Source organism: Paenibacillus prosopidis (assembly GCF_003337375.1).
GTDB lineage: Bacteria > Bacillota > Bacilli > Paenibacillales > Paenibacillaceae > Pristimantibacillus > Pristimantibacillus prosopidis.
Window position 1 is genome coordinate 1 of sequence record NZ_QPJD01000023.1, and the last position, 17479, is coordinate 17479.

Here is a 17479-nt window from a genome sequence, read left to right on the forward strand (position 1 = left end):
TGGGTTACCTATCTCCAGAGCAGTTTGAAGCTCTGTACAAAAAAAGTATTAGCTAATTGCTCTTATTTAGTGTCCACTTTCTTGACTGAGGTCCAAAGTTACTTTTAACCACAAACATGACTTGTCCAGTTCACGAGATTAATTAGGAATGGTGCGCACCTATGCTGCCATGTGAATGAAACGGGTTTGGTGTAGGAGCGATATGGACAGAGAATCCGTTATTGAGTAAAAAAGGTTTAAATTCACCAAATAAAGGACGTGCGGTCCACTCAACTTGGAATCATCTTAAAATCAATGTCTTGGATTAAATTGTTTAACTCATTATAAGATCGGAGGATGGCATGAGTCTCCAACCTTTATCCAAAGGCACTTCTGAAGCCCCAAGAAAATCTGTCTTTTCCTTACTGAAAGACCGGACGTTCCATGATCTATTATCTATTATCAAAAAGTACAAATGGTATTACGTCAGCGCGGTCGGATCACAGCTATTGTTGACCGCTGCGGCGCTGCTGTTTGCCGACACAAGCCGCCGGTTGTTCAACATGGCGCCGAATGTGCCCCGCGGCTCGCTTGCGAATATTTTGCTCGTATTTGCATGCATCGCCGTTTTCCAGCTCGTCTTTACCTTTATAAACAACTGGATCCGTTCCGCGCTCAACGAGTCGGTCGTCTATGAGATGCGGCGCAACATTCTCGGTCATCTTCAGCGTCTTCCACTCTCCTTCCACGAGCATAATCACAGCTCAAACTCCGTTAATATCATGCATAATGAGCTGGAAATCGCCAAAAACTTCATCGTCTTTGATGTGCAGCGGCTTATTGCTCTGCCGATTTCTTTTATATTTGTAGGTATATATCTTCTCTCCGTACACCCGATGCTCGGTCTGATTGCTATTGCGATAGGCCCGCTGCAAATGTTGAGCAGTCTGGTTTTAAAAACGAAATTCAAGCAAGCGGCAGAGCTGCAAAACCGCGTCACGCGGGACGTATTCTTCACCATCGGCGAAACGCTGCACGGTATCCGTGAAGTAAAATCGAATCAAATGGAAAATAACGTGGACAGCCGAATGGCCGAAATCCAGCAGCGCGGCGTGGCTTACAATGTACTGTTGACCAACATCAGCACTATCCGCTCTATCGTAAAAGATCTGCCTGGGCATCTCGGCTATATTGCCGGAATCGGTATCGGCGCCGCCTTAATGGCTGCAGGTGAGATCGGTGCAGGCGGTCTCGTCGCATTCATCACCTTGCTGGATAAGGTAGCCGAGCCATTCACGGTGCTCGTAGACACGATTAACAATTTACAACGGTCCGTTTCGGGAGCGAGGCGATTATATGAAGTTATGGATATGGCCGAAGAGGATACGATGACGGGGCAATCGCTAGCACCGGGAGCGCCTTCCGTCAGCTTTGATGAGGTCGCGTTTCAATATGTGGAAGGAACAGCGACTCTTCAAAATTTATCCTTCTCTATTCCGGCAGGAAGCTCTCTTGCCTTGGTAGGTCCGAGTGGGGCAGGCAAAAGCACGATTGTTAAGCTGCTTTACCGCTTCTATGACCCCGAGCAGGGAACGGTCACGCTTAACGGCAAGCCGCTTGAATCGTATGCGATTCATTCGGTACGCGAGCGTATGGCGCTTGTATCGCAGGATATATTTTTATTCGACGGTACCGTGGCTCAAAATATCGAGGTGGGAAGACCCGGCGCCACCCGTGATGAAATTATTCGTGCCGCCAAGCTGGCCCAAGCCTATGATTTCATCGAAGCGCTGCCGCGCGGAATCGATTCGGAGATTGGCGAGAGAGGGATTAAGCTGTCTCACGGCCAAAAGCAGCGTTTGTCGATTGCGAGAGCCATTCTTCGGGACGCATCACTCCTCATTCTTGATGAGCCAACATCGGCGCTCGATGTCGAGACGGAAGCATCGTTTCAGCGGGACCTTGGAGAATGGGCTTCAAATTGCACAAAAATCATTATCGCACATAGACTCTCCACGATCCGTGAAGCGGACTTCATCGTGTTCATCGATCAAGGAGAAGTGGTCGAGTCCGGCACAGCCGAGCAGCTGCTGAGCAGAAACGGACGCTTCCGCAGCTATTGGGAGAAGCAAAGCGGCGGTATGTATGCTGAGATAACATAGTTCCTTTTGTTAGGAAAGGAATAAAGTCTTAGTTGGGTTTATTGACTTTTGCGGTTTCTGAATAGACAGACAGTCAACCTCTGAGAGAAATAAGTATTAGATTAAGCAGAATAATAATACAGCGGCAGCTTGGGAAATAATGTCCTAGACTGCCACTGTTTTATTGCTATAGGCTAAAATGCGAGAATCTTGGAGTTTGGTCGAAAAAAAGGGACCCCGATTTCGGGGCCCCGCATATCCTTAAAAGTTGTTGTAGATCGCGTCGGCCGTTACTTTCCCGCTCGTGACATCTCCCGAGGTGAAGCCGGATACCGTGTTGCCTACTTTAAACTCCTTGCTTACCAGTTGCTCTGACGGGTCCGGAGCCGTAGGGCCCGAAATGCCGTAAGTCGTGTTTTCCGTTACCGTTACCCACAGTTCACCGATCCGGAAGCTTTGGCCGTCAGCGCTCACTTCTTCAATGACGCCGTCGATGTTAACCCGATGCTTCGCCGCAGTACCCTGTCCCGGGTTATTACTTTCTACGATGCCGCTAATTGGGCCTTTTACGATTGGGTCAGGGGTAGAGCCGTTGCCGGTTTGGTTAACTGCATAAATGCCCAAAGTTAGTACCGCACATGCCGCAATACCAGCCGTCCAGATGGCCGCCTTGCTTTTCTTTGCTGCCGAATTCGTTGTTTTCAAATGAATCTCTCCTCTACGTTTATCGTTATCGATCTGTTTGTGCCCTTCAACGTTTAATCGTTCAAGTGTGCGTTCTTGAAAGTCTTCACTCATTTTCAATTTGGAAATGGCCGATTTGTAACTTGATTTCTTCATATTCACAAATCACCTCCTAATACCCCTTTAAGCTGATTACGTCCGCGCGCAAGCCAAGTCCCTACGGTTGCGGGCTTGGTATGAAGAATGTCCGCTATTTCTTCCAAGGAGTAGCCCTCATAATAATGCAGATGGATGGGGATACGGTATTTCTTGTCAATGGTCAATACAGCCTGCAGGACCATATTTTCTTCCTTTGGAAGGTATGACAGGTTGTCCGGTATCGGGTTCCGGCTTTTAAACCAGCCCGTCTTCAATGTGTTCTTGCATTTATTGATCGTCGTTCTGATTAACCAGGCTTTCTCATGTTCGCCGCTCTCAAAGGCGGGGGATTTCTGGAGGTAGGCCAGGAACACGTCCTGCGCCACTTCCTCCGCGTCGGCAACGTTTTTGAGATAGGCGAACGCTATCTTGACCAGGCTGTCGGAATAGTTGACCACGGCTTTGCGAACGGATTCATTGAGCTCATATGAATCGTGCACCTTAAGTCCCCCTTTCACTAGAAATACAATTGAACAGCCCGTTATTTTTCATACTGCTAAAAAAAGATTTTGGGATTTTGGTTTAAGACGGCTCCCGTTACAGTATGTCCTTCTGCAAATTCCGGCAACAGTACGCGAGCTCCTGACCCCAATAATAGGAAAAGCGGCAGCCATGGACGAAATAAAGTCCTAGACATGCCGCTTTTCTTTATTTACCTTGGGTTAACCGTTTCAATCCATTCATATAAGGCTGCAACGCAGCCGGAATACGAATCGAGCCGTCCTCTTCCTGATGATTTTCGAGAAGCGGAATAAGAATCCGCGGGCTTGCTACTGCCGTATTGTTAAGCGTGTGACAGTACCGCAGTACACCGCTATCGTCTCTATAGCGGATATTCGAGCGGCGCGCTTGGAAGTCGTGCAGGTTCGAAGACGAGTGCGTCTCCCCGTAAGACTGCCTGCTGGGCATCCACGTCTCGATATCGTATTGCTTATACGTTTTCTGCGACATGTCGCCGGTACAAACCGCCATAACCCGGTACGGAAGCTCCAGGCATTGCAGAAGCTGCTCGGCATTAGCCGTAATTTCCTGCAATAACGCTTCCGAAAGTCCGGGATCCGCTTTACATACGATGACCTGCTCGACCTTAGCGAACTGATGAACACGGTATAAGCCATGGACGTCCCTGCCTGCCGATCCGACCTCGCTCCTGAAGCAAACCGATGCGGCAGCCAGCTTAACCGGATTTTCGACGTCTACGATCTCATTTGCATAATAAGCGACCATCGGAACCTCCGAGGTTCCGACGAGCCATTTATCCTCATCCGTCAGTCGATAGGTTTGATCCTCCCCTAGCGGAAAAAAGCCAGTATGACTCATCGCTTCGGTACGAACCATCAAAGGTACGTCGAGCAATGTGAAGCCTTTTTGGATAAGCAGATCAATAGCCAGCTGCTGTACAGCCCGGTGGAGAAGTACGCCTGCTCCCTTCAAGTAATAGTTGCGGCTTCCCGCTACCTTTACACCGCGCGGGATGTCGATCATATCGTGAAGCCCGCCCAGGATCATATGATCCTTATGCTCAAAATCGAAGCTTGGCGGTGTTCCCACTCGCTTCAATTCCAAGTTTTCCGCATCCGAACGCCCATAGGGAGTGTCAGGCGAAACCACGTTTGGAACGAGTTCGAATAGCTTGTCAAATTGCCGTTCAGCGTCTGCAAGCCCTGCTTCGGTAATGCACAGAATCTCATTGATTTCTTTTACATTCCGCTTATTTTGCTCAGCTTCATCAAGAGCTCCCTGCTTCACAAGTGTACCGATATGATACGACAGCTTGTTCCGGGCCTCCCTTAGAGTATCAGCTTCCTGCTGAAGCAGGCGTTTCTTCTCATCCCATTTCAGAAGCTCCGTTATGGAAACCGCAATCCCCTTCTGATTCGCCACCGTTTGAACCTGCTCGCCATTCTCCCTAATCCATTTCATGTCCAACATGCCACCGCGCTCCTTTTCTCATAAAAAATACAAAAAGCGCCCTCATCCCTATGGGACGAGGAGCGCTTTTACTCGCGGTGCCACCCAAATTGACCAAACAGCCAGGCAGGCTGTTCAATCCTCTTTGCTCCGCGATAACGGGCGGGTCCGGTAAACTTAGGGGGAAGTTCCTTCTTCCCCTTGACGAGAACGCCTCCAAGTTGGATGCTCTTCATTGGCGTGATCCGATGTTTAATTTTTTGTATTATATCGTATTCGGCTGAAGATATACAAGTGCTAAATGGCAATGATATTGGAAATTAAAGGTTTTAGTCCGCTGTTTCACGAATACCATACTAGGAATAAACGGAACGGAGGAACGGTAACGTGGCGGAAGATCTTCATGTACAGGAGCTGGCAACACTCAAAACGATAGCAGAGACATTAAATCAATCCAATGACCTGAACTATATGCTGGATGCCGTATTAGACAGGCTGCTCGAGGTAACCGGGCTTTCCTTCGGCTGGATTTTTCTTGCGGGCAAAAATAATGAGTATGAATGCGTTGCGGACCGCAATCTGCCGCCTGGCCTGCTCTATAAAGAAAAACAGCTGATGCAGTGCGGCTCCTGCTGGTGTCTCGACCGCTATTACGATGGCCGGCTCAAAAATGCCGTCAATATATTGAGCTGCAAAAGACTTGAAATCGCAAAAGCAGCAAAAAGCGGAGATACATGCGGGTTCACCCACCATGCGACCGTACCGCTCCGTATTGGCGAGCGAAAGTTTGGCCTACTAAATGTTGGAGCACCTGGAAAAGAGCATTTTACAAACGAAGAACTAGCGCTGCTCCAGGCAGTAGCCTTTCAAATCGGAATAGGTGTCGAGAGAATGAGACTGCATGAAGCGGAGCAGCGAAGAGCGGAGCTATTTGCCCGGCTTGGCGAGTTCAGCCGTTCATTAACAGCTGCTTTTAGCGGGGAAGATGCTCACTCACAGTTAACGGAACGCGCCATGCTGCTGATCGGCGCACATTTTAATTGGCCGTTGCTGGCATTGGCGGAGCGCTCGGGACATGATTTTTCGGTGCGTATGACTCGCTCAGGTGATCAAGAGCTAGCATCTAATATACGCATACCAATTACACAGGCCGAATGGCTGGTCCAGGCTTCGCGTACGCATAGTTATCAAGAAATAGATATCTCCGCGCTTAGCAATGAACATGAGCTTATCGGGCTATTTCCGCCCATTCAATCGGCAATGGCAGCTCCGGTAGCGTTCGGCGGCAATGCGGCATATGGAGTGCTCCTCATTGGTCATAACAAGACTGACGGATTAAATCAGGCTGATGGTGCGGTCTTGGAGGCCATCGCCGAGCATATGGCTATCGCCTTCGAAAACGCGCGCCTTGAGGAGAACCGCCGGGAGCTAACGCGGCTGGAGGAGAGAAACCGATTAGCCCGTGATTTGCACGATTCCGTATCGCAGATGCTGTTCTCGATCAGCATGACAGCCAAAGGAGTCGAATCTTTTTTGGAGGACAATCATTTAGATACAGCCAAAAGTGCTGTTAAAGACATGCAGGTCTTGTCCCGGGAGGCATTGAAGGAAATGCGCTCGCTCATTATGCAGCTGCGGCCTGCAGGTGTGGAGAAAGGTCTTTTAACTGCATTGATCGAGTACGGTACACGGCTTGGCTTACAAGTAAACGGGCAAGCAGACGGTGTTTTGGCGTTAACGCGCACAGTTGAAGAATCATTATGGCGTATCGGTCAAGAAGCGTTGAATAACGTCTCTAAGCATGCCCATTCAAAAAAGGTCGATATTACGTTGTCTGTCAGCTCTAACGATATCGTGCTAAGCATTTCGGACTCTGGCCGGGGTATGGTGAAGAAAAGGAAGTCAGCAAAGCTAGGTTCATATGGTCTGTCCATCATGCAGGAACGCGCTGAAGCTCTTGGCGGCCGGTTTCGCCTGACCAGCCTGCCCCAAAAAGGAACGACTGTAGAGGTTATCATTCCTCTTTCATCTGATTCAGAAGGGAGACCCCGAGAGAAATGACGATTAAATTACTATTGGCCGATGACCACACGATGGTACGCCGCGGTCTGCAGGTATTTTTATCCACGCAAACGGATTTGGAGCTGATCGGCGAGGCGTCGACCGGACAAGAAACGTTAGAGAAAGTAGCGGTTTTACAGCCCGATGTCGTATTAATGGATATTAATATGCCCGGCATAAACGGCATTGAGGCCACCAAGCAAATAAAGCTACTGCATGCTCAAGTAAAAGTAATCATACTTACTTCCTTTTCCGATCAGGATCACGTCCTCCCTGCCCTTCGCTCCGGCGCCAAAGGATATTTGCTCAAAGATATCGAACCGGAGGACTTAGCCCGCGCCATCCGCAGGGTATATGAGGGAAAAGTAGAGCTTCATCCTGAGATAGCCGGTCATCTGGTGAACCAATATGCCGAACCGGATCAAACCGCATATCCTCCAACCGATGACAGCATTTCGGAGCTAACGAAACGGGAGCAAGATGTACTTAGACTTATTGCGGCCGGAAAAAGCAACCGATCCATTGCCGAAGAGCTGTTCATTACGGAAAAAACAGTGAAAACCCATGTCAGCCATGTTTTAAGCAAGCTTGGGATGAGTGATCGCACGCAGGCTGCCATTTATGCGCTCAAGCACGGGCTGGACAAATAAAGACAGCATTTTTTGAAATCAGACTAAAGTCGTAGAGCATTCAGCCAATGGTTGCATGCTTTTTTAACAGGAAAATCATTCTAATTGTGGACGTCATGCCGGTGACAGAGTGGTACGATAAAACCAATCAAATCGACATTCACCATTCACAAATTGTAAAAAGAGAGGGTAATTCCTATGAAAATTACGATCATTACCGGCAGCAACCGGAAATCTGCGACCAGCACGCGTCTCGCTGCGCATGTAGGACAGCTTATTTCGCAAAAAGGACATAGCGTCGTGCTGTTTGATTTATTTGAGCGGCCATTGCCTTTCTATTCGCCCGATGGCGTGGATCAGAACCATGAATCCATCCATCAATTAAGGCAAGCTATGCAGCAGGCCGACGGGGTCATACTCGCATCGCCTGAGTATCATGGCAGTATATCCGGGGTATTAAAAAATGCGCTGGACTACCTTGGGCAGGAGCATTTTCACGGTAAGGCCGTACTGTCCATGAGCTCCTCTGGCGGAGCAGTCGGCACCAGTTCGCTGCAGCAGCTGCAGGCCATCGTGCGTAATTTGCACGGCATCAACTCGCCGGAGTGGATTTCGATTGGGGGAGCGCAGCGCAATTTACTGTCGGAAGGATTGAACGGCTATGAAGGAGGCGGGCAGGAGCTCCATGACCGCATTCATCGCGTAACTTCATCATTCCTTGAGCTGGCGGCGATGGTACGCAAATGAAAATCAAAGAATCGGGATTGATCTTGTTTTTGGAAAACTACGAGGAAAACGTGACGTTTTATACGGATAAACTTGGCCTTCCCCTCAGAGAAAGAAAAGAAGGGCTTTCGAAGCTTGATTTTGGCGGAAGCTACTTAATGGTCGAACATAAAGGCGTATCGAGTGTTACAGAAAAGACGAGGGCCCAAAATCCAACCGTCATACGGATAGAAGTCCAAGATTTCAATGAGGCTATAAACGAACTTAGAAATCGAGGCGTAACCGTACAGGTTCATCGGTTTGACTGGGGGACCATAGGAGCCTTTACGGATCCGGAAGGTAATCGGATAGAAATAAAGGATTATTAAAACATGTGATGTTGTCTGATGAAAATAAAGGTTTAGACTAATCAGCATAAAGATGCAGCGGCAGCTTCAGAGTCTGAAAGTTTTGATATGAATACATTCGGCGCTATAATTATCGCAATTAAGCCCATGCGTGGTGTTTAGATATTTATGATAATCTTGATCTGATGGTGTCGTAAAAAACATCATAGTTAATAAGAAAACAATTGCCAAAATAACGTATCTTTTTTTCTTTATATTGATGTCCCCCTTAACGTTTGAAATGACCATCAATTCCCCTTTTTACTTGAATTCTATTTGTGTAAATTGTTGCACTCTACCCTAGAACTTTATAAACAATGTACTTTCACTGTTCCATTATCATCTTCCAACACAGCATTTTAAACTTACTCTCGCCACTATTTATGGTTGAAAATGTTGCGGATGGTTTAAGATGGTTACAGGAAGGGTATACGCCATAAGCCGCCCTTTCCACCATTCGTGAAGGGGGAACTTATGATGATTAAATGGATATTTGAGCCTTTAATGATACATAAGAAGAGCATTGCCGCATGGACAGCATTTGGAATAGGATTGGCATTATTGACAGGCTGCGGAAATTCAACACCGAAAGATATGGTGAATCCCGTGCCAAGCGCTGCCTCCTCCACAGCTCCGGCAATTACAACTGAGGAAACGCCAGCCATGAGCAAGGAGGACAACCCGTTCGCTGCCGCAGGCATTGACGATCCGAAAGCTTTTATCAAAATGTTCGAGATTGCCAAAACGGCTGTAGCAATCGGTGATAAGGAGGCCGTTGCTGAGCTTGTTCTATTTCCGTTAAGAGTGAATGCTGAAACTTCCAGGGAGGTAACCTCGAAAAAGGAGTTTATTGATCAATACGATACAATTATCACCGATCCGGTCAAAGCTGCGCTTGCTAAGCAGAAAGTGGATGAACTATTCGTGAGGGACCAAGGCGTGATGGTCGGGGCTGGCGAGATCTGGTTCGGAGCATCCGCGGAGGAGCCGCAGGTCTATGGCATTATAGCCATTAACCTTGCTGCGGCCGCCTCTCAGGAATAGCTTTCGGTCTTTAACGATTGCGGCTATGATCCGGCAAGCGCTTTGCGAACGGACAAAATATATTTGGATTGATCAAGAGGGTTAACGCCCCGTCGTACCCGCTCCGCTTGTACGTCCGGCGGACATTCTCGATAGCCTGCGAAAAAGGTAGACAAAGCTCCTCGGCCCTTCGTGAGAGAGCCGAAGCGCGCGGGGAAATCAAGGGACGTTGCGACTGGCAGTGTCCCTTCAATTTCCATCCGTTCTTGCCGAACGACAGGCGTATCGAACTCGCCCCGCATTAGAATAAGCTCATTCATGAGCTTGCCGCCGGTCTCCTCCGGCACGGAGAGTCGGAACGAAAGCATCGGCTCAAGCAGCTTAACCCCGGCCCGCGATAATCCATCCATGATGCCCATCGGAGTGGCAACGGCAAAATCAAGCGGATGCGTGTGCCACACATGGTGCTCGCCTTCTATTAACGTAACCTTCAAATCCGTTACTTCCCAGCCGAACAGCCCTTGCTGCAGCGCTTCCGGAACACGTCTAGCTACTTCATTCTGATAGCTATCAAGCAATCGTTCAGAGCGGACGACGGATTGGTAGCTGAGTCCGCTGCCGCGTTCGCCCGGTTCAATCGTAAACCGCAAAATGGCCCAGCAAGGCTTCGGCATCGTATAGGCAATAAAGCCTTCACCTGCTTGCGCCGGTGTTTCTTTATAGATGACGGACGGCGAGCTAAAGTCCGCCTTCAAGCCGTAACGGCTGTTCAGAACATGCGTCAGCACCTCGATCTGAATCGGCCCCATAACCTTGAGGTGCAGCTCTCGTTGCTCCTGCAGCCACTGCAAATCGAGCAGCGGGTCTTCATCCGCCAGCTCTTGAAGCGCGGTGACGACGGCCGGATACTCGGCTTCATTGCTCCAGCGCACCTGTACCGTCAGCAGCGGAACCGCGAGCCGCGTCTCACCGGGAACATAAGCGGCGCAGCCGATAATATCGCCAATTCGCACCTGATTCCAGCCGCATACGGCAGCGATATCGCCTGCGGCCAGCTTACCGACATCCTCGGCCTTCTGACCGTCGATTTTCCGAATTTGCGTCACTTTCTCTTCAATCTGCTGCGTTTCGTTACGAACCGAATCGCGGTTGCGAATAACGCCGCTGTATAGGCGCACGTATGCGATTCGCCCCATTGCCGAATCACGCTCAATGCGGAAGACGACACCCGATAGCAGTCCGTCCTCAGAGACGGAAGGCGGCGGCAGTAGTGTAACCATCGCTTGCATTAACGGCTCGATGCCCATTCCTTTGTTCGAAGCGCCGAACAATACCGGGAACAGGTCCGCGCTCCGTGTCAGTGAAGGAAGCGCATGGTTCAGCTCCGATTTCGGCAAGGTGCCGATGTCTAAATACTGCAGCAGCAGCGATTCGTCCCGATCCGCTACGGTTTCCTCGAGCAGCTGCTTATAGGCTGCCGCTTCTGACCGCGTACCAGCACCTGAGTCAAGCAAGCTATCTGCGCCGCTAAAGCTGTCCTCCACGCCATTCGGAGCTTGTACCGGCGCTGCCTGAGGCGACAATAACCGCCGAATTTGCTTCAGTGTTCCGAGTGGATCTGCTCCGACACGGTCCATTTTGTTCACATAGATAAGTGTTGGCATATTTCGTTCCCGCAGCGCATGCCAAATGACCTCCGTCTGCGCCTGCACGCCCTCCACAGCAGAAATAATGAGCACCGCCCCATCCATAACGCGCAGCGAACGCTCAACCTCCGACAGAAAATCGACATGACCCGGCGTATCAACGAGGTTAACGGTTACTCCATTCCAAGTGAATCTTGTTGCAGCCGCTCTTACCGAAATGCCGCGCGACCGTTCGACCTCCAGATAGTCAGTCTGAGCCGTACCTGCGTCTACGCTGCCGAGTGAGCGAATACGGCCGCTATGAAAAAGAATTTGCTCGGTTGTTGTCGTCTTCCCCGCGTCAACATGAGCGAAAATACCAATATTCCGAATATATCGTGGGTCATTAAGCTCCATTATCCTTGTCTCCCTTACTCGCTGCTCCTCCCCATATCCTACCTCTGATAACGCTTTGCGGCAATAAGAAAACGGCTTACCAGGAAGATGCCCGATAAGCCGCTTAGATAAAAGCTACATTACGATTGCACGACAGACGGCTTCTATCACGCATAACGATTAAGTCTGCACGGCAGCCGCCCTCTCCTTATGATCGCGCTTGACCAGCGCATGCTGCTCCCACGCCCTGCTCTTCCAGCGGAAAAACATAATAAACGCACGCAACCACTCATCCGCCGCGATGGCCAGCCATATGCCCGCAAGTCCCAAATCCAGCTCAAAAATAAAGAAGTAGCCTAGCGGAAGACTCATCGCCACCATGGAACCCATGCCGATCCACAGCGGATATTTTGCATCTCCTGTCGCCCTTAGCGAGTTGACGAGTATGATATTAATCGTGCGTCCCGTTTCCAGCACAATGCTCAGCAGCAGCACGTTTACCCCTAAACGGATAATTTCCTCATCGTCCGTAAACATTCCCATGAGCGGCTCACGGAATACGATAACAAGCACGACGGCAACTAGAGTTACCCCGCTTGCCCAGCGCACACTTTTCCAAACCCGATGATAAGCTGCCGTTTGCTCGTTTGCGCCAACGAGTCTGCCGACGATGATCGCCGTTCCCATACCGATCGCGAATGCGAACAAGTACGTAAACATCGAAATATTGTTAGCGTAATTTTTGGCTGCCAATGATGCTGCGCCCAGAAACGTCGCATAATACAAGAAGACGATTTGGCACGTTTGGTACATCACCTGCTCGAGCGCGGACGGAATGCCGATCTTCAATATTTTAAAAATGTACTCCTTCGACATATTAACATAATAACGAAGCTCTACTCTGACGGACATAATACGATACAGCAGCCAGAAGAAGACGACAAGCGCCAGCAGTCTGCTGATTACCGAAGAGATCGCCGCACCTTGAACGCCCATCTCAGGAAAGCCCAAGTTGCCGAAAATAAGCAGATAGTTACCAATAATGTGAATCACATTCATCCCAAGCGATACGTACATCGCTTCCTTCGTAAAGCCGTGTACACGAATAATAGCCGATACGGAATTGATGATGGCCTGTAGGAAGATCATCCCGCCTACGATCGACAGATAGCTTTTCGCATAAACCAAAATGTCGCCCTGCAAATTCAACATCTGCAGCAAATGACCGCCGAACAGCACAAACGTCATGCTGATGATTAACCCGACTACTAAATTGAGCGTAACCGCCAGCGCTGATATTTTCGCAGCTTCTATAAATTTGCGGGAGCCTATATATTGCGCGACAACAATCGATGCCCCGTTGCCGATTACTTCCAAAAGCAAAATCGCAATATGCAAATATTGATTGGACGCCCCAACACCCGATACCGCATCGTCGGAAATAGCGCTTAGCATAAGCGTATCCGCGATTCCCATCAGCATAAACAAAAAGATTTCCAAAAATATGGGCCACGTCAGGAAAAACAGATTTAACCCCTTCTGCTCCTTATCCCCTTGTCCGTTCTCGGCTTCCGCCGTTGTCATGATGCCACCTTCTTCTATGAAAACTAAAGCACAAGGTATCGTAGCATATTAAGATCTGTATTGCACGTTAGAATCGCTGTTTTACATTATAAAAATTATGGCAAGCTTCCGTCCGCACATAAAAAAAGACTATACCTAAGTCGTCGACACGACTCGTGCACAGTCTTCTTCTTTATGATTTAAAATGATAGATATCATTATTGCTCTTCAGACGTTAATCAGCAGCTTCTTCCTCTGCTGCCTCTTCTTCTTCCTCAACTTCTTCTGCAGCTTCCTCCGCAGCTTCTTCTAATTCCTCTTCCAGATCAGCCTCAGCAGACTCTACTGCTTCGGCTTCTTCAACCGCTTCTTCTGCTGGAGCCTCTTCCGAAATAAGTTCTACGGTCTCTTCCGCACCTTCTTGAACTATTTCCTGTTCTTGGCTCATATTATTCACCTCCTACTTCTTAATACCTTAATTGTAGCGCTTTCATAGATCTAAACAAGAGGTGTAAATTGTCGTTTTATAGGAACTATTTTCGTTATTTGTTGCGTTCGCGTTCATTCGACTTCAATACCCGTCAGAGGTCTAGGACTATATTCAGACTTACGGCGGTTTTTCGCGTATGACGAACTGGATACGATAATAACGACTATTAACAGGCTTTCGGAAATGAATACACAGTCTTACGAAGTAATACTTTTGGGAGGGTATATGGATGTTTTCACTACTCATAAGTTTGGAGCTTGGCGCTTTACTATTTTTTGTTATTTTCTCCTTTATAGCGGCGGGCAAAGCTTCAAAGCTCGTCTATAACGGAACGGAAAAGCAGCTCTATCGCAAGACGCGAAAAATGTTATTTTGGTCTGTCAGCCTCACCCTGCTTGCGGCTGCAATGGCAGCTGCGGACACTATGCTGGCAATGACCGCCCATCCTTTATTTTGGCTGGATAGGCTGCTGGTTCGTACCCCTTTGGCCGTTATTCCGGTTGCGCTTATTTGGGTAAGCTCGTTTCCGCGCCTTCGCAAGCTTATGCAGCGCACGAGCGGGCGCACGGACACGCCGCCTGACGTCGCCCGCCGCCGCCTTGCTTCCGAGCCGGCCTTCATTATGCCTTACCGGCTGGCAGCACTTTGCTCATTAGCGTTATTTTACTTTGCCTTCGTTCCTCCTATTCCGTTCCAGTGGACGGCTGTTACGATGCCGGTTACCGTGCTTTTATTCATCGCCTGCTTGCTCTGGATGCTCCAATCGCGCCAAAACCAGCTTGCCGCTGAAGCCCCTCTCGCATACCGGCCATGGCGCCGCAGAATGAAGCACACAGGCGTTCTTCTGGCTGCAGCAGGACTAATCAGCATTCCGTTTCTAACGGCAATGGAAAACAGCCGCTTGCCTGACCGGCTTAGCATGATGTCAGGCAAGCTCGACTACGGCACGATTGGCTCCTCTTTGCTAAATGGAAAACAGAATCAAAGTCACAATCACATCACTAAACCATCAAGCAGCACGGCAGCGGCTGCCGTCGCTTCAATCCCCGTTACAGAGCTGACGGGTCCGCGCACCGGCAAGGCGGATCGTAAATTCACACTTACCGCGCAGCATAAAACAGTTACGTTAAGCTCCGGCAAGAAGGTGGAGGCTTGGACCTATAACGGCCAAATTCCCGGTCCTGAGCTTCGCATGAAGGAAGGCGAGCTGATCGAGGTGACGCTCCTTAATAAAGATATTGAGGACGGCGTCACCCTCCACTGGCATGGGCTGGACGTTCCGAATGCCGAGGATGGCGTTGCCGGCGCAACGCAAAATGCCGTTATGCCCGGCGAAACCTACACGTACCGCTTTATAGCAGAGCAGGTAGGCACCTTCTGGTACCATTCGCATCAGCAGTCCAAAGAAGCCGTCGAGAAAGGACTGTTTGGCGCGCTTATCGTCGAGCCTGAGACGAATCCTTCTGATCCGTATGAAGACATTACGGTCATTACGCATATCTGGGACGGGGCCGGAATGGCCATCGGCGCTGACGACACGCTGCAGCGCAAAGCGATTGCGCCCGGCACGCTTGTTAAGCTGCGGCTTATCAACACCGATGATTGGGTGCGGCAGTCCTATATTTTAACAGGGGCGCCATTCAAAGTGACAGCAATCGATGGAACCGACCTAAACGGTCCAACCGAGCTGCAAAATGTAAGTTTGGATCTGCTAACGGGCGGGCGATACGATGTAATCTTTACGATGCCCGACCACCCTGTCTTCCTGCGCATCGGCAGGGGCAAGTCACTCGGCATACTCATGAGTAAGGATGGCAGCGGCGACATTCCGAAGCTGCCCGCTACGACCACCTTTGACCCAACGCATTACGGAACAGCTGCAGAAACGCCATTCAATGCCGAAAGTACGTTCGACCGCGAATTTATGATGATTTTGGATAATCGGTTCGCCTTCTATAACGGAAGCTTTGCTGCCTATGATACGATTAATGGCGCGGTATTCCCGAACACGCCTATGTTTATCGTAAAGGAAGGGGAGCTCGTGAAAACAACGATCGTCAACCGCAGCTCTGTCGAACATCCGATGCATCTTCATGGTCACCATATGCTGGTGCTCTCCCGCAATAATGAGCCGGTCACAGGCAGTCCCTGGTGGTCTGATACGCTCGATGTAGCACCTGGTGAAATCTATGAGGTTGCCTTTATCGCCGACAATCCCGGTATCTGGATGGACCATTGCCACAACTTAGTCCATGCGTCAGCCGGCATGTCGATGCACCTTATGTACGAAGGCATCACATCCCCTTATGAAGTCGGAGCGAACACTCACAATCATCCGGAGTAGCGAACACGCGAGTACGCGAACCAACCTGGACTTAAGTCCAGTTCGCTCATTTACCTCCAGCAGGAGGACAATATTTTCCAGGTTATGCTATGCTGATTGCAGCTAATAAAACGAGGATAGGAGTGCTATAAACCGATGAATATGAGAACGATTGGCGGGCTCGTCCTGCTGCTGCTTGGCGCTTACTTATTTCTGAACCAAGGTGAAGCCTTTGGCCCCGGCAAAATATTCGCCTACTTCTGGCCGTCACTATTCGTCATCCCGCTCGGACTCTTCTTCCACTGGCTTTACTTCGCCATGATCGGCCGCAAAGCAGTAGGCGTATTGATTCCCGGAGGTATATTGTTCACCGCCGGCGTCGTCTGTCAAATCGCCATGCTCTTTAACAACTGGGGTTATATGTGGCCGGGCTTCATCCTTGCGGTTGCCATCGGATTGTTCGAATTCTATTGGTTCGGCAATCGCAACAAATGGCTGCTTATCCCGATCAATATATTAACGGTACTCTCGCTGCTCTTCTTTGCGGTTTTTTCGATCGGCTCCTTCTACAGCAAGTACGTTCTAAGCCAGCCTATCATTGCCATCGTGCTCGTTCTAGCCGGAGCGATGATGCTGCTCAAGAAGAAGAAAGACATTTAACGTGTCCTCCTCCGCATGTTGGACTGCTGCATGGTTTGTCATACCGCGGTATGTTATAATCACAAGCATCGCAATGACAGCTGTAGTTTGCCAAGCAAACTTTGAGGAGGAGTAAGGAATCGATGCTAACTTTTGAACAAAAGCTTTCTATAATTGAAGCCTTTCCTGAATTGCAGCGGAAGGACGTATCCCTCGGCCGCACGAACTTCCATTATGAAGAAAGCGCGCATGAGAAGAAAACGGTCGTGTACCATCTGCATCCGAACGGCAACGGCTATGTATTCGCGGGCTTACTGGATGGTGTTGCGACCGATGACAGAGGCTTGGTCAATATTCGCGACTTTAGCTCCGAGGAGCTGCGTTCGCTCATCGAGCGGTCCATAAGCTCACTTGCTGCCGCTCCCCCTGAGAAAGAAGCCTCAGCCAAGAAAAACAAAGCCTCGGGACGCAAGCCTCCGCAGGAGGAGCGTTGGATCGGACCGGACAATGCGACGCTAACGCTGCTGTTTGAGGAGGATCTGTGGTATTTGTATGCGGGTCTAAATTTGGAATCGGCATTCGAGACGTATGAGGAAGCCGAGCAATATTTAGAAGAGGAACAATTTACGCGGGCTTAACCGAGCGCAATACACACATCCGCTTTTCTGCGGATGGATACAAGCGGACACCAGTGGGGAAACATAT

The 17479-nt window shown here is 49.6% G+C and carries 16 protein-coding genes; 9 read left to right on the top strand and 7 right to left on the bottom strand.

What is annotated here, in order from left to right; translation table 11 throughout:
- The first annotated feature begins 341 nt into the window (after window positions 1–341).
- Window positions 342–2141 carry an ABC transporter ATP-binding protein gene (locus DFP97_RS26955; protein ID WP_114383781.1) on the top strand — a complete coding sequence of 600 codons (1800 nt, stop codon included), beginning with the start codon at window positions 342–344 and terminating at the stop codon, window positions 2139–2141.
- 240 nt (window positions 2142–2381) lie between these two features.
- On the opposite strand, the gene DFP97_RS26960 is transcribed toward DFP97_RS26955, so the two are convergent.
- The 4 genes from DFP97_RS26960 to DFP97_RS31005 form a co-directional block, all read right to left on the bottom strand.
- Window positions 2382–2960: a hypothetical protein gene (locus DFP97_RS26960; protein ID WP_114383782.1), complete on the bottom strand. Its 579-nt coding sequence runs from the start codon at window positions 2958–2960 to the stop codon at window positions 2382–2384.
- Between the two features lie 2 nt (window positions 2961–2962).
- Window positions 2963–3442 (bottom strand): RNA polymerase sigma factor, encoded by a 480-nt coding sequence (locus DFP97_RS26965; RefSeq protein ID WP_114383783.1) that lies wholly within the window; start codon window positions 3440–3442, stop codon window positions 2963–2965.
- A gap of 208 nt (window positions 3443–3650) precedes the next feature.
- Window positions 3651–4934, bottom strand: a complete 1284-nt coding sequence (gene serS / locus DFP97_RS26970) for a serine--tRNA ligase (RefSeq protein WP_114383784.1) — start codon at window positions 4932–4934, stop codon at window positions 3651–3653.
- A gap of 68 nt (window positions 4935–5002) precedes the next feature.
- Window positions 5003–5149, bottom strand: a complete 147-nt coding sequence (locus tag DFP97_RS31005) for a hypothetical protein (RefSeq protein WP_181873699.1) — start codon at window positions 5147–5149, stop codon at window positions 5003–5005.
- A 151-nt stretch (window positions 5150–5300) separates the two neighbouring features.
- On the opposite strand from DFP97_RS31005, the gene DFP97_RS26980 reads away from it, so the two are divergent.
- The 5 genes from DFP97_RS26980 (at window position 5301) to DFP97_RS27005 (ending at window position 9759) form a co-directional block, all read left to right on the top strand.
- Window positions 5301–6974: a GAF domain-containing sensor histidine kinase gene (locus DFP97_RS26980; protein ID WP_245976619.1), complete on the top strand. Its 1674-nt coding sequence runs from the start codon at window positions 5301–5303 to the stop codon at window positions 6972–6974.
- Window positions 6971–7624, top strand: a complete 654-nt coding sequence (locus DFP97_RS26985) for a response regulator (RefSeq protein WP_114383786.1) — start codon at window positions 6971–6973, stop codon at window positions 7622–7624. Before DFP97_RS26980 ends, DFP97_RS26985 begins: the two co-directional genes overlap by 4 nt.
- A gap of 177 nt (window positions 7625–7801) precedes the next feature.
- Window positions 7802–8350 carry an NADPH-dependent FMN reductase gene (locus tag DFP97_RS26990; RefSeq protein WP_114383787.1) on the top strand — a complete coding sequence of 183 codons (549 nt, stop codon included), beginning with the start codon at window positions 7802–7804 and terminating at the stop codon, window positions 8348–8350.
- Complete coding sequence (locus DFP97_RS26995) at window positions 8347–8697, top strand: VOC family protein (protein ID WP_114383788.1); 351 nt, start codon at window positions 8347–8349, stop codon at window positions 8695–8697. Before DFP97_RS26990 ends, DFP97_RS26995 begins: the two co-directional genes overlap by 4 nt.
- Window positions 8698–9189: 492 nt before the next feature.
- Entirely contained in the window at window positions 9190–9759 is a 570-nt protein-coding gene (locus tag DFP97_RS27005) for a hypothetical protein (protein ID WP_147275101.1), read from the top strand.
- 23 nt (window positions 9760–9782) lie between these two features.
- Here the strand turns inward: DFP97_RS27005 and DFP97_RS27010 are convergent, their stop codons facing one another.
- From DFP97_RS27010 to DFP97_RS27020, 3 genes are all read right to left on the bottom strand, one after another.
- Window positions 9783–11780 (bottom strand): GTP-binding protein, encoded by a 1998-nt coding sequence (locus tag DFP97_RS27010; protein ID WP_114383791.1) that lies wholly within the window; start codon window positions 11778–11780, stop codon window positions 9783–9785.
- A 159-nt stretch (window positions 11781–11939) separates the two neighbouring features.
- Complete coding sequence (locus DFP97_RS27015; protein ID WP_114383792.1) at window positions 11940–13343, bottom strand: MATE family efflux transporter; 1404 nt, start codon at window positions 13341–13343, stop codon at window positions 11940–11942.
- A gap of 214 nt (window positions 13344–13557) precedes the next feature.
- Entirely contained in the window at window positions 13558–13770 is a 213-nt protein-coding gene (locus DFP97_RS27020) for a hypothetical protein (protein ID WP_114383793.1), read from the bottom strand.
- Between the two features lie 271 nt (window positions 13771–14041).
- Between DFP97_RS27020 and DFP97_RS27025 the strand changes: the two genes are divergently transcribed.
- From DFP97_RS27025 to DFP97_RS27035, 3 genes are all read left to right on the top strand, one after another.
- The gene (locus tag DFP97_RS27025; RefSeq protein ID WP_114383794.1) at window positions 14042–16156 is read left to right on the top strand and encodes a multicopper oxidase family protein; all 2115 of its coding nucleotides are present in this window, start codon (window positions 14042–14044) and stop codon (window positions 16154–16156) included.
- A 135-nt stretch (window positions 16157–16291) separates the two neighbouring features.
- Window positions 16292–16795, top strand: a complete 504-nt coding sequence (locus DFP97_RS27030; protein WP_114383795.1) for a hypothetical protein — start codon at window positions 16292–16294, stop codon at window positions 16793–16795.
- Between the two features lie 122 nt (window positions 16796–16917).
- Entirely contained in the window at window positions 16918–17412 is a 495-nt protein-coding gene (locus DFP97_RS27035) for a hypothetical protein (RefSeq protein ID WP_114383796.1), read from the top strand.
- Window positions 17413–17479: the final 67 nt, after the last annotated feature.